This is a genomic window from Desulfovibrionales bacterium (assembly GCA_028715605.1).
Classification (GTDB): Bacteria; Desulfobacterota; QYQD01; order QYQD01; family QYQD01; genus QYQD01.
This window is the reverse complement of sequence record JAQURM010000015.1, coordinates 22852-35259: the sequence shown is the minus strand read 5'-3', so window position 1 is coordinate 35259 and position 12408 is coordinate 22852. Positions and strand designations below refer to the sequence as shown.

The following is a 12408-nucleotide window of genomic DNA, read 5'->3' as shown; positions in this document are numbered from 1 at the left end:
TTGGAACGGATTTTATCCAGGGCATGGCCAGACAGGGCGAGAGTTTTACTATCATCCTGGACATCAACCGGATAATCGCGGCTGAAGATATAATGCTGCTGCAAGGCGCGGCCGGTAAAGGAGCCGATTCGCCGATGAGGAGTCCCGCCGAGGAGTGCGCTAATATATAAACGAAAATTTGGGCAGGGTAGGGAACTGGAATAGAATAACACGACTACACCGGTTCCTTGCTCTGCCCTTATTTTATTGCTTTTCTTTGGGGGATTTGTATGGCATAACTATATCATAAATATCAGGATACGCATGTGAGACAAGTTAATAAAAAGGCGCTGATATGGAAGAATCAAGGCCGGATCTGAAAGAAAAGATCAGACGATTACTTGTTCATGCGGACATTGCCTTTCACGTGCTGGCAGGTCTTTTACTGCTTATCGCCTGCGGCTTCATCATGTATTACGGGATTACCAATCTTGCTCATCCATCCCGCACTGCCATAATCAGCCTGGTGAATGATGTGCTCCTGGCCCTGATTATCCTTGAGCTTTTCTGGACCATTATCCGTTTCCTTAAGAAGCAGAGATTTACCCTGGAACCTTTTCTTTCCATCGGAATCATAGCCTCGGTTCGGCGGATACTTCTGGTCGAGATCGAGCTATCACATGTGGAGCACGTTCAGGTGGAACGGCTCTGGGAGATTGGGCTTAGCGCCCTGGTAATTCTGTGTCTGGTTTTTGCTTATTATCTGGCCGCAAAAGTGGAAAAAATATGACAGGAAGCGGGAATCCAGGGGCAAAATCCAGCGACAATCCAGAACAGACTCCTGCTTCCACAATTTTATTTTTCTGTGAATATCCGCGGAAATCTGCGTACTGTTATATCAAGAAAGGGCGGCCCATGTAGCCAGAAAGAGGGTAATGCTGATTATGCCGTTCATGGTGAAGAAGGAGAGGTTGATTTTTGAAAGGTCTTTGGGCGTAACAAATATATGTTGCAGCGCCATAGCCATCGCCGTCAGGGCGATGCCCGCATAATAGACCCACCCTAACCCGCTCATAATGCCGGTATAGAGAAAGAATAAAAAAGCCAGGATATGGAATCCTACGGCAAAAGCAAGCGCCCTTTCTTTGCCGAATTTGCAGGGTATCGAGTGCAGCCCTTCGCGGCGATCAAATTCGAAATCCATACAGGCATAAATGGTGTCAAAACCTGCCACCCAGAATATGACCCCGGCGCTCAGGATAAGAGGCGCAGCGTCGAGCGCCCCTTTAACGGCGATCCAGCCGGCGGTGGGGGCAATGCCCAGGGCCAGACCCAGGAATATATGCGACAACCAGGTAAATCGTTTGGTGTAAGAGTAAGCAAGGACTATGGCCAGGGCCAGGGGGGACAGCATAAATGTCAACCGGTTTAGCTTATAGGCCGCAAAGAAGAAGAGCAAAGAGGCCATGATCACAAAGAGCCGGGCCTCTTTGACCTTTATCACACCTTGAGGCAGGGCCCGGCTTGCGGTGCGGGGATTTTTGCGGTCATAGGGGAGGTCAATTATACGGTTAAAGCCCATAGCCGCCGTACGCGCGCCGACCATGGCCAAAAGGATCCAGAGATATTTTGCCGGCTCCGGCACGCCGCCCGCCGCCAGGAAGGCCCCCATGAAGGCAAAGGGCAGGGCAAAGATGGTGTGCTCGAATTTAATCATCTCCAGGAAGGTATGGGTCTTTCGTATCATGGGTCGATACCCCACCTTTTGGCCTCCGGATCGGGCAGGCCGAGGACATCCAGGATTCTGTCCACGAACATGGCGACCAATTCTTCAATACTCGCGGGGTGATGATAAAATCCGGGCATGGCCGGCATGATGGTCGCTCCGGCCTCCGCCAGGCGCAGCATATTGGTTATATGTATCCTGTTTAGCGGGGTCTCCCGCAAAATCAATAAAAGTCTTCGGCCTTCTTTTAAGGTCACATCCGCAGACCGATGGATAAGGTTGTTTGATATGCCGTTGGCTATGGCGCCCAGTGTCCCCATGGTGCAGGGGATAACGATCATGCCGTCATGGGGGAAAGACCCGCTGGCTACCGGCGCGGCAAAATCTTTTTCGTCGTAGAGCCTGGTCATGTACCGGCTGACCTCTGAGGTAGAAAGACCGGTTTCCAGCTTCAATACCTGGGCCCCGGCCGCGGACACGAGGCCGTGTATTTCCACATTTTGCGCCGCTAATTTCTGCAGAAGCGTTACGGCGTAGGGCATGCCGCTCGCCCCGGTCAGGGCCACGATGTAACGTTTAGGTGGATATGCCGTCATAAACCCAGCTTCTCCCAGATGGCATCAATTTTCTTTTTCACGGCCTCATCCATTTCAATGACCTCCGGCCAGTCGCGTTCAAATCCCTCCTCCGGCCACTTGCGCGTGGCATCGATGCCCATCTTCCCGCCATAGTGGGGCAGGGGTGAGGCATGATCCAGGGCATCCACCGGCCCATCGGTAATAACCGTGTCCCGCCGCGGATCGATGTTGTTGCCGATACGCCAGAGGACCTGTGAGAGGTCCTGGACATCGACTTCCCGGTCAAAGATGACTATAATCTTGGTGAACATCATCTGGCCCATCCCCCAGAGGGCGTGCATCACCTTGCGGGCGTGCCCCGGGTAGCGCTTATCGATAGAGATGAAGGCGAGGTTGTGGAAGACACCTTCCAGGGGGAGGTTCATATCCACGATTTCCGGCAGTTGTTTTTTTATCAGCGGCAGAAAGATGCGCTCCGTGGCCTTGGCCATGTAGCAGTCTTCCATGGGAGGCCGGCCCACGATGGTCGCCGGATAGACGGCGTCTTTGCGGTGCGTGACACAGGTGACATGAAAGACCGGATACTTATCCGCCAGTGAATAATAGCCGGTATGGTCGCCGAACGGGCCTTCCATGCGTCTTTCGCCCGGCTCTACATAGCCCTCAAGGATAATCTGCGCTTCGGCCGGCACCTGCTGATCGACGGTAAGGCACTGCACCAGTTCGACCGGTTCGGAACGGAGAAAGCCGGAGAAGACCATCTCGTCGATGTCTTCCGGCAGAGGGGCCGTGGCCGCATAAGTGGTAGCCGGGTCTGCGCCGATGGCTACCGCCGCTTCCAGCCGCTCGCCGCGTTTTTCGGCTACGCGGTAATGCTGGGCCCCGCCCTTGTGGGTGTGCCAGTGCATACCGGTGGTGGTGGCGTCAAAGACCTGTATGCGGTACATCCCGCAGTTACGCACGCCGGTCTCGGGGTGTTTGGTAAAGACCAGAGGAAGGGTGATAAAAGGTCCGCCGTCCTTAGGCCAGCAGTGCAGCGCCGGAAGGCGTCTAAGGTCGATATTATCTTTTATTATCACTTCCTGGCAGGGGGCCTTGCTCACCATCTTTGGGAACATATCGGCCAGCCGCTTGAGCTTTGGTATCATCTTGAGCTTTTTGATTAAGGTATCCGGGGCTTCGGCCTCCAGGAAGGTCAGGATGTCTTTCCCGATTTCTTCGAAATTAGAGACCTGAAGGGCCAGGCACATGCGCCGGTATGATCCAAAGGCGTTCATCAGGACCGGCATGTCATGGCCGGTTACATTAGTAAAGAGTAAGGCAGGCCCGCCCTTTTTGCAGACGCGGTCCGTGATCTCGGTAATCTCCAGATAGGGGCTGACCGGTTCAGTGATTCTCTTTATTTCACCTTCTTTTTCCAGAAGGCGGATGAATTCCTGCAGATTTTTGTAGCCCAAGGTGATCCTCCCATTTTAGCGCTCGAAATGTACTGTTTACCGCAGAGTACGCAAAGAGAAGAATTTCAAATCTCAATTTTCGTATCAGTTTAACTGGTTGAAAAAGTATTTTAAAATCCCTCCCAACCTCCCTTTTCCAAAGGGAGGAGAAGCGCTTCCCCCTTTGAAAAAGGGGGATTAAGGGGGATTTTTGAGTTGCCGTTTTCTGGATGACTAGCCCTTTTAAGACAGCTAACGTGTTACCAAATTTCAAATTTGAGATGTCTCTTTATGTTCTCCGCATTGAATATCAAGGTTTTTCTCCCGTGTATAAAGTCACTATTCCGGCTGTGAGCGGGCGATAAGCCACCTTTATGTAGCTGGCCGCTTCCATCTTTTGTGCCAGTTCTTCGGGTGAGCAGAACTGACGGATGGAAGTCGCCAGATAACGGTAGGCCTCTTCATCTCCTGATATCCAGCCACCTATACGAGGCAGGATTTGTCCCAGGTAAAAGAAATAGAGCGGCCGCATGATCGGATTTTTAGGGCGGGAAAACTCAAGGATGACGAGTTTCCCGCCGGGCCGGAGGACGCGCCACATCTCCTTTAAACCCTTATCCAGATTGCTCAGGTTACGTACCCCGAAGGCCACGGTAATCCCGGAAAAGCTCTCATTACGACAGGGGATTTCTTCGCCGTCTGCACAAATCGGAATAATTTGTCGGCCTGCTGCCTGTCCATTTAGTCTGTTGCGACCGTAGGCCAGCATATCCCGGCAGAAATCAAGGGCTAATACATATCGTTCGGGCCTGCGTCCGGCTATACTAAGGCTTAAGGGCAGTGTGCCGGCGCAGAGGTCGAGGATTGGTCCTTCCGTATAATTGTCTAATTCACGGGCGGTCACCCATCGCCAGTAACGGTCAATATTTAGACTCAGCAGGGAGTTGAGGAAATCGTAGCGCGAAGTAATCGAAGAAAACTTTTTTTCTACAAAGGCTTTCTTTTCACCAGAGAATCCCCCTGTATCCCCCTTTTCCAAAGGGGGAATTGATGGTCTCCCGTCTTTTCCCAAGGGGGGATTTGACGGACTCCCCTTTTTTTCCAAAAGAGGACTTAACATATCCCCCCCTTACCAAAGGGGGGTGAGGGGGGATTGTTTTCATTGTTCTTTGTGTCTCTTTGAGACACGAGTGTTTTATCTGACATTCAGGCCGTTATCCTGTCTAGTTGCGGTATAAATTCTATGTCCACCGGAGAAGGATATTCACCGCGTTTGACCAGATAGCGGAAGAACAGCCTCATTCCCTCCAGCGCCTCCGGAGTTAAGTCAAAACACAGGGTTCGCAGGTAGGCCAGGCAGGCCTCCTTGGACATGGGGATATGTGGAGCAAAGCGGCCTCCGATCTTTTCCAGGGTCTTAAGGCCCTTATCCCGTGACTGTTTAAGGAGGCGGCAGGCCTCCCATACCTTCTGCGGAAACTGATTATAGAATTCTCGGCGCACTGCCCACACCGCATATACAAAAGGCAGGCCGGTAAACTTCTTCCAGGTCTCGCCGAGGTCGATAATGTAAGGCTCCTGACTCTCGATACGAAACCGCAAGGCCTCGTCGCCTATAGCCAGAAAGCCGGCCACTTCCCGGGCATGGACGTCTTTCGCGGACAGGTCGCCTGTCTCATAGATGGGGAATACCTCATAAAATTCTTCCAGGATAATCTTCAGGAGAGCTACCGAGGTTTGTGACTTCTCAGTTATAAGGATGCGGCGCCCGCTGAGGGCCTTAAGCGGATATTTGCTGAAAAAGAGCACGCTTTTGACCGTTCCCTGCGAGACAATGGCCAGTTCAGGGAGGAGGAGGTATCTTTCCGCATGGAGACCGTATTCCTGTGAGGATATGACGCTGATGTCCAATTCCCCGCGGAAAAAGCGGGCGTTTAGTTCCGAAGGAGATCCCTCTATCACCTGAAAGCCGTTTAAGCCTACTATGTGTTCGAGTGGGTAATATATGGGGCTGGTGTTAATAAAACTGAATTTGCCGATTCTAATCTGATCCATTTTTGTTCCTTTTAATGTATCCAACGTACAGGTATAGTCGCGGCGCCGGCTATTATGCCTTCAAGCGCTTCCCGGCTGCCTTCTCCGCCGGCCGGGACAGAGAGCATCCCGGCTTCTTTCCCCGGCGTCAGACTGCCCAGCCGGTCTTCCCGGCCAAGGGCCCGGGCGCCGTTCAGGGTGGCCATCTCCAGTATTTTTTCCGGGGCCAGGCCGGGTACGTGTTTCCTGACGGCCGCCATCTCTTCTAAGATGCTGAGACTCTCATTGCTGGCCAGGCTATCCGTACCCAGGGCCGGATACAGCCCATAGGCGAGCATCTTTTCCACCTTCGGGAAGCCGACGTTGAGAAAGAGATTACTCTTGGGGCAGAGGCAGCATTTTACCCTGCGGGCAGCCAGGATTTCCATATCTTCCTCTGACAGGTGTACGAGATGTACACAGACCGTGTTACTGTCCAGGACGCCAAGTTTGTCGAGATATGATACCGCGCTTTTCCCGGGCGGAATAAAATCATCATCCCACGCTGAACGCTCTCGGAGCAGGTCTTTCAATGCTCCGTTTCCATGCGCAAAGAGTTCCTGTTCCTCCGGGCATTCGGCCAGGTGCACGGAGAGCATCTTACCGCGCTTATTGGCCCACGATTTGAGGGCCGAAAACAGTTCGGCAGAGACGGTGTATGGGGCATGGGCGGCCACATGGAATGCATTGTCGGTCTCATGAGATTTACCGGCTTCTGCCAGCATCTCTTTGGCCCTTGCCGTCTTCTCCCGGTTAAGGCCCAGGAACTCGCGAAAAAAAACGATATTTTCCCTTTGTTTTCGGCATAACTCATAAGCCATCCGGGTATTGCCTACGTCACCAATGAGGCCGACGCCACGCCGGCGCATGGCCGCAAGTTCATTGGTTATTGCCTTTTCTGTTTCAGCCGGCGGAATCTCTTCCCGCACTTTAATAAGCCCCCTGATCCAGTCAACAAAACCATCCTTTCCGGATATGCGTCCGCGCAGGGCGGCAAGTTCAAGATGGGTATGGGCGTTGACCAGGGCTGGCAGGATGCTTACCTCTCCATGGTCAACTACGCCGCCGCTATAAGCGCCTTTGAGGTCCTTAAACCGGCCCACGGCCTCTATACGGCCATCGGCAACCACAACCGCGCCGTCACTAACCGGCGCTGAAGAGACAGGAAAGACCCATCTGGCACGGTGGATTTTTACTTGAGCGCTGACTGCTGATGACTTGCGCAGGCTGAAGCCTGCGGCTACCTTCCGGGCTGATAGCTGATAGCTGATGGCTGATGGCTTAAATAAATTCATAGGCCATATTTCTGCGGGCCGGCTCATAGCCGGCATCAGTAATGATTCGCCTGATCTCCTTTTCGCTCAACTGATAAGAGACGCCGGTGGCGGCCACCACATTTTCCTCGATCATGGTACTGCCGAAGTCATTCGCGCCAAAGGCAAGGGCCACCTGTGCCACCTTCGGCCCTTGGGTAACCCAGGAGGCCTGTAGATTGGGGATATTATCCAGGACGATCCGGGAAACAGCCAGCATACGCAGGTATTCGACGCCGCCCACGGGATCGACGGTTATACGGGTATTATGCGGCTGGAAAGGCCAGGGGATAAAGGCTGTGAACCCATGGGTTTTATCCTGAAGTTCTCTGATGCGCATAAGGTGTTCGATGCGTTCTTCGATAGTCTCTACATGGCCGAACATCATGGTAGCCGTAGTCTTAACCCCCTGTTTATGCGCCTCTTCCATAACTGCCAGCCATTCATCTGCTGAGCATTTACGGGGCGACACGGCCTGTCTTACCCTGTTCACCAATATTTCCGCGCCTCCGCCTGGAATAGAGTCGAGGCCGGCCGCGCGCAGCCGTCGCAGTACCTGGCCTATACCCAGCCCTGACTGCCGGGACATGTGCACAATCTCCGGAGGCGAAAACCCATGTATATGTATAGGATGCTCACTTTTGATAAAGGCGAGCATCTCTTCATAAAAAGAAAAGGGCAGGGTAGGGTGCAAGCCGCCCTGAAGGAGTATCTGTACGCCTTCCAGAGAAAGGGTTTCCTCTATTTTTCGGGCCAATTCTTCCTTGGTCAGGACATAGCCTCCCTGTGCCCCATCTTCTCTAAAGAAGGCACAGAAACGGCAGCCCGAAATGCATATATTACTATAATTGATGTTGCGGTCAATGATGTAGGTAACCAGCTTTTTGGGGTTAAGAAGACGGCGTTTCAGATCGGCCAGTTCTCCAAGGGCAAGGAGATCCGCATGGTTGTAAAGCGCCAGGGACTCTTCTTTTGAGAACCTTTCATTATGGTCTATTTTTCTGTGCCACGAATCGTAATTCATTGCCGGGCCTCGATGATATGTAAGTAAGCATCAGCTATGAGCTATCAGCTATGAGCCTTTCTCTGCTGATTGCTGAGCGTTAATTGCTGAAGGCTTAATGATATTGTACAGGGTGTCCCGTTCTACCGGCGTACATCCCGCCTCATGGATTAAACGCCGGAGTTCCGCGCGGGTCATCCCCTGGGCCGTCTCCGCACCGGCCATGTGGGTGATCTTTTCCTCGATGATCGTTCCATCCAGATCATCTGCGCCAAAATTAAGGGCGATCTGGGCCAGTTTGGGGCCGATCATCACCCAGTAGGCCTTGATGTGCGGAAAATTATCGAGCAGGAGACGGGCGACGGCGATATTTTTAAGGTCATTAAAGCCGGTGGTGTTAGAGAGTTCGGATAGCTCGGTGTTTCGCGGGTGAAAGGCCAGGGGAATAAAGGCCATGAAGCCGCCGGTCTCATCCTGGGTCTGGCGCAAGGCCAGAAGATGGCTGACCCTTTCTTCCGCAGATTCGATATGTCCATAGAGCATTGTGGCATTGGACTTGATGCCGAGGCGATGCGCGGCCCCGGCCACTTCCAGCCAGCCTTCCGGAGATAGTTTTTTGGGACAGAGGCGTTCCCTTATGCGGGGGCTGAAGACCTCTGCGCCACCGCCCGGAAGCGAACCTAACCCGGCCTCGCGCAGGTCGCGGAGCGTATCGGATATACTTTGTCCGGAGATATTGGCCAGATGGGCGATCTCTACGGCGGTAAAGGCGTGTATGTGGATCTCCGGCCGTGCCTTTTTGATCTCCCGGATCATCTCCACATAATAGCGATAAGGCAGGTCAGGATGTATCCCGCCTACGATGTGCACCTCGGTTATCGGCTCATGGCGCCTGCTTTGAATCTTGCCGACTATCTCCTCAACGGACATTTCATACGCGGCCGAATCGCCCTTATCCTTGCCGAAGGCGCAAAAACGGCAGAGATTGACGCAGATATTGGAATAGTTGATGTGCTGATTGTATATGTAAAATGCCTTATCGCCGTTCATGCGGCGGCGTACCGCATTGGCCAGGGCGCCGATGGCCAGGATATCGTTTGATTGGTAAAGCCTCAGCCCGTCTTCAAAGGATAGCCTTTCACCGGCCTCGACCTTACCACGTATCTCTTGCCACCACGGTTCTCTTTTCGACCAATCCATGTTCATGTCAAATCCCATCTGCCGCGGCGAATCCCTGCCGCAGCATGGTCACTATGCTGTCGATTTTTTCTTCCAGGCCATTTTTCTCGTTTAACTCCAGGGCCGGATCAAGATAGGGCAGGGCATAGTTCTGCAGGAACTTATCCAATACCGCGTCTAGAATAAACACAGCCAACACAGGGTCCAGGTCTTTTCTGACCTCACCCCGTGCCTGCCCCTCTTCCAAAAGGGAGAGGATGTACTCACGGGAGAAAAGCCTTATCGTTTGCAGAAAGTCTTCCCGTAGAGGAGAATCGCGCTCAAAAAGAATACGGAGATAAACCCGGTAGAGGGCCGGATGTTTATCTATGAACTCAACCCCAGCCATAAGGGATTTCCTTACCCGCGTGAAAAAATCTTCTTCCTGACTCTCCTTTTTAACATGCTTCAGCATCTGCCGCACCATGGCAATTCCCTGATTGAAGATAAAGAGAAACAGACTTTTTTTGCTGTCGAAGTACTGATAGATGGATCCCTTGGCGATATTGAGTCGGGAGACTATGGTGTTAATGCTGGCCTGCTGGTAGCCTCGCTCGGAAAACTCCTGAACAGCCGCCTCTAAGACGCGCTGCTGCTTGTCCGGGGGGAGGTTAAAGAAGGTCTGTCTTGGGGTAAGATCGGTATCCATAATATGACCAGGTGGTCATATTAGAAAGCCCAGACCAAAAAGTCAACCTAATTTTGGCAGGACTTTCCCCACATTTTTATGGAAGCCATTGTTTCTGAGCGTAACTTGCTGGAGCAGCGGGGCACACATCGAGGGCGAGCAGGAAGGGGAAAGCCAGCCCGTTAGAGGCTGGAAGGGGCAAGCATTCCCCACCTGCTAGTTCCGAGAGGGTCGCTGCGCAAGCCGTGAAGCGAAGGGATGATGGCTTCCATTTCCAGAATGCAAAAATCGGATAAAATTAACACGTTGACCTAATCTGCTGAGATTTTTTGGGGAAAGTCCACAAATTTGGTGGTTGTTAAGCCAGGTTATGCCTGCCACGGTCCCATCGGAGAGACCGTGGCAAACGTTCCTGTAAAGTTAAAAGTCCGTAAAATTCTGTTTTTCGTCCAGGGGGATCACTTCTTCCGGGTTGATTTTTCCGGGATGCGCCTTGGGTTGGGCGGTAGCTTTCTTTGGCATAGGAGAGGCGAGCTTCCTGGCTTCGGCACGGTTTGCTCCGGGACGCTCTTTAATTCCGATCAGCCTATCCTTGACAGATGACGTGTCATGCGCGGTAGTTCCACCTACCAGAGTCACCAGTTGACTAACAACATCCTTCATAGTTGCAGCTTGGGCGTTCAGTTCTTCACTGGCCGAGGCGCTTTCCTCAGCCGTGGCGGCATTGGCCTGGACTACTTTATCCATTTCGGCCACAGCCGTACTAATTTGCCCGATACCCTGGGTCTGTTCCTGGGAGGCCGTGGAGATTTCGCTTACCAATTCTCCTATCTCTTTCGAACTACTCGCCACCCTGGAGAATGCCTCATTGGTCTTGTTAACCAGCTCGCACCCGGAGCCAATCTTTTTGACTGTATCATCGATCAAATTGGCTGTGTTCTTGGCTGCCTCGGCGGAACGGATGGCCAGATTACGGACTTCTTCGGCCACCACAGCAAAACCAGCCCCGGCCTCACCGGCGCGCGCTGCCTCTACTGCTGCATTCAAGGCCAATAAGTTGGTCTGAAAAGCAATCTCATCGATGGTTTTAATGATCTTGGCCGTTTCATTGCTTGCTTCTGAAATAGCCTGCATAGAGGTGGTCAATTGAGACATGGAGGTATTGGCCTGTTCGACCACCAGCGAGGTGTCTGACATCATGCTATTTGCCTTTCCGGCGTTATCTGCATTTTGTCTGGTCATGGAATCTATCTCTTCGAGGGAGGCAGAGGTTTGTTCCAGAGATGCCGCTTGCTCGGATGCCCTCTCCGCCATGTTCTGGCTTCCTACAGAAACTTCGCGGGAAGCGAGGGCAATCTGATTTGAGCTTTCGTTCAGCGAGTCGGCAACCTTATTGATTGGGTTGGTTATGGAACGAGCCAGGATGAACCCCAATGTAACCATTAGCGCTCCTACTATCAAAGCTGAGGTCAGGATTGACCAGATAATATTTCTGTAGGCCCGATTAATAGACTCCCGGTCTTTACCGATAAAAAGCATCCCGCTGACCTTGCCATCGGCAGAGACGATGGGCCAATAGGCCGTGGTATATTCCTTACCCATGATCTTATTATTTTTGAGAAATCTCTGTCCCTTATTAATGACCGTTTCGATAACTTCGGAGTTGTCCATCTTGGTTCCGATAGCCCTCTTGCCCTCCTTTTCAATCGTGGTCGAGACACGGGTATCATTGTGAAATATGGTGCATTCCACACCAAAGTTTTTCTTGATCTCATCCACGAAAGAATTATCAGAAGAAAGATCCGCGCCTGTGGTAACCGAACCCACTAGTTGGTCGCCTGCTTTAACGGGATATCCAGCCCGGAGAGAAAATTTTACCACCGACCCCTCTTCAATACCCACGGATGGTTCTCCGGCCAGGGCCTTCTTGACATTTATCTGTTTGAGAACGCTGTCGCCTGCTTTTTCAGAGTGACCCCGGGCCACCACGTTGCCGTCCTTATCGGCTATAGTAATAAACCCCAGGCCGTTTTTTTGCATGATTTCCTTGCCCAACTGCTGGAGAAAGGTCGTATCCTTATTTTCGATGGCAGATGCCACATCCGGCCTGGAGGCTACCAAGTAGGCCACACCACTGATATTTTCTTTTAAATTATCGAGCGATGATTGAACTGAATCTGCATGAGTGATAATGTTTCCCTGGGCTTGTTGATTAAACTCTCTGGATACGAAATAATATGTCGAACCAAAGATTACTACGCTTACGACGATAACGGCAGCTATAATCAGCCCGATAATTTTTCCTGAAAATGATAACTTCGAAAACGATAGTTTCATGGATCATCTCCCTTCTATACAAAGATTAAAATATAGCGTGTCTGGGTAGTTAGTAAATATCCGCAGAAATTTCCCTCCTTTCCATGATGCTGATAGGATTAACTCCTGTTAGACCAA

At 52.0% G+C, this 12408-nt stretch carries 11 protein-coding genes; 1 reads left to right on the top strand and 10 read right to left on the bottom strand.

The window, feature by feature from the left end; genetic code table 11:
• Nucleotides 1–334: 334 nt before the first annotated feature.
• Entirely contained in the window at nucleotides 335–769 is a 435-nt protein-coding gene (locus PHT49_11200; GenBank protein ID MDD5452450.1) for a phosphate-starvation-inducible PsiE family protein, read from the top strand.
• 108 nt (nucleotides 770–877) lie between these two features.
• Here the strand turns inward: PHT49_11200 and ubiA are convergent, their stop codons facing one another.
• The 10 genes from ubiA to PHT49_11150 all read right to left on the bottom strand — a co-directional run bounded on the left by ubiA (nucleotide 878) and on the right by PHT49_11150 (nucleotide 12291).
• On the bottom strand, nucleotides 878–1726 hold the full coding sequence (gene ubiA / locus PHT49_11195; GenBank protein ID MDD5452449.1) for a putative 4-hydroxybenzoate polyprenyltransferase: 849 nt from the start codon (nucleotides 1724–1726) through the stop codon (nucleotides 878–880).
• Nucleotides 1723–2301 carry a UbiX family flavin prenyltransferase gene (locus PHT49_11190; protein ID MDD5452448.1) on the bottom strand — a complete coding sequence of 193 codons (579 nt, stop codon included), beginning with the start codon at nucleotides 2299–2301 and terminating at the stop codon, nucleotides 1723–1725. The genes ubiA and PHT49_11190 overlap by 4 nt, the downstream gene beginning before the upstream one ends.
• Nucleotides 2298–3740 carry a menaquinone biosynthesis decarboxylase gene (locus PHT49_11185; GenBank protein ID MDD5452447.1) on the bottom strand — a complete coding sequence of 481 codons (1443 nt, stop codon included), beginning with the start codon at nucleotides 3738–3740 and terminating at the stop codon, nucleotides 2298–2300. Before PHT49_11185 ends, PHT49_11190 begins: the two co-directional genes overlap by 4 nt.
• Nucleotides 3741–4029: 289 nt before the next feature.
• Nucleotides 4030–4839: a ubiquinone/menaquinone biosynthesis methyltransferase gene (locus PHT49_11180; protein MDD5452446.1), complete on the bottom strand. Its 810-nt coding sequence runs from the start codon at nucleotides 4837–4839 to the stop codon at nucleotides 4030–4032.
• A gap of 86 nt (nucleotides 4840–4925) precedes the next feature.
• Nucleotides 4926–5798 carry a menaquinone biosynthesis protein gene (locus PHT49_11175; protein ID MDD5452445.1) on the bottom strand — a complete coding sequence of 291 codons (873 nt, stop codon included), beginning with the start codon at nucleotides 5796–5798 and terminating at the stop codon, nucleotides 4926–4928.
• Nucleotides 5786–7087, bottom strand: a complete 1302-nt coding sequence (locus PHT49_11170; protein ID MDD5452444.1) for an amidohydrolase family protein — start codon at nucleotides 7085–7087, stop codon at nucleotides 5786–5788. The genes PHT49_11175 and PHT49_11170 overlap by 13 nt, the downstream gene beginning before the upstream one ends.
• Complete coding sequence (gene mqnC, locus PHT49_11165) at nucleotides 7074–8129, bottom strand: dehypoxanthine futalosine cyclase (protein MDD5452443.1); 1056 nt, start codon at nucleotides 8127–8129, stop codon at nucleotides 7074–7076. The genes PHT49_11170 and mqnC overlap by 14 nt, the downstream gene beginning before the upstream one ends.
• A 48-nt stretch (nucleotides 8130–8177) precedes the next feature.
• Entirely contained in the window at nucleotides 8178–9308 is a 1131-nt protein-coding gene (gene mqnE / locus PHT49_11160) for an aminofutalosine synthase MqnE (protein MDD5452442.1), read from the bottom strand.
• Between the two features lie 7 nt (nucleotides 9309–9315).
• Nucleotides 9316–9975: a TetR family transcriptional regulator gene (locus PHT49_11155; protein MDD5452441.1), complete on the bottom strand. Its 660-nt coding sequence runs from the start codon at nucleotides 9973–9975 to the stop codon at nucleotides 9316–9318.
• A gap of 399 nt (nucleotides 9976–10374) precedes the next feature.
• Nucleotides 10375–12291: a methyl-accepting chemotaxis protein gene (locus PHT49_11150; GenBank protein MDD5452440.1), complete on the bottom strand. Its 1917-nt coding sequence runs from the start codon at nucleotides 12289–12291 to the stop codon at nucleotides 10375–10377.
• Between the last annotated feature and the right edge of the window lie 117 nt (nucleotides 12292–12408).

What these genes read in the sequence shown, in the direction of transcription:
- PHT49_11200 (MDD5452450.1), top strand. Translation starts at nt 335, where the DNA reads ATGGAAGAATCAAGGCCGGATCTGAAAGAAAAGATCAGACGATTACTT.
- ubiA (MDD5452449.1), bottom strand. Translation starts at nt 1,726, where the DNA reads ATGATACGAAAGACCCATACCTTCCTGGAGATGATTAAATTCGAGCAC.
- PHT49_11190 (MDD5452448.1), bottom strand. Translation starts at nt 2,301, where the DNA reads ATGACGGCATATCCACCTAAACGTTACATCGTGGCCCTGACCGGGGCG.
- PHT49_11180 (MDD5452446.1), bottom strand. Translation starts at nt 4,839, where the DNA reads ATGTTAAGTCCTCTTTTGGAAAAAAAGGGGAGTCCGTCAAATCCCCCC.
- PHT49_11170 (MDD5452444.1), bottom strand. Translation starts at nt 7,087, where the DNA reads ATGAATTTATTTAAGCCATCAGCCATCAGCTATCAGCTATCAGCCCGG.
- mqnC (MDD5452443.1), bottom strand. Translation starts at nt 8,129, where the DNA reads ATGAATTACGATTCGTGGCACAGAAAAATAGACCATAATGAAAGGTTC.
- mqnE (MDD5452442.1), bottom strand. Translation starts at nt 9,308, where the DNA reads ATGGATTGGTCGAAAAGAGAACCGTGGTGGCAAGAGATACGTGGTAAG.
- PHT49_11155 (MDD5452441.1), bottom strand. Translation starts at nt 9,975, where the DNA reads ATGGATACCGATCTTACCCCAAGACAGACCTTCTTTAACCTCCCCCCG.
- PHT49_11150 (MDD5452440.1), bottom strand. Translation starts at nt 12,291, where the DNA reads ATGAAACTATCGTTTTCGAAGTTATCATTTTCAGGAAAAATTATCGGG.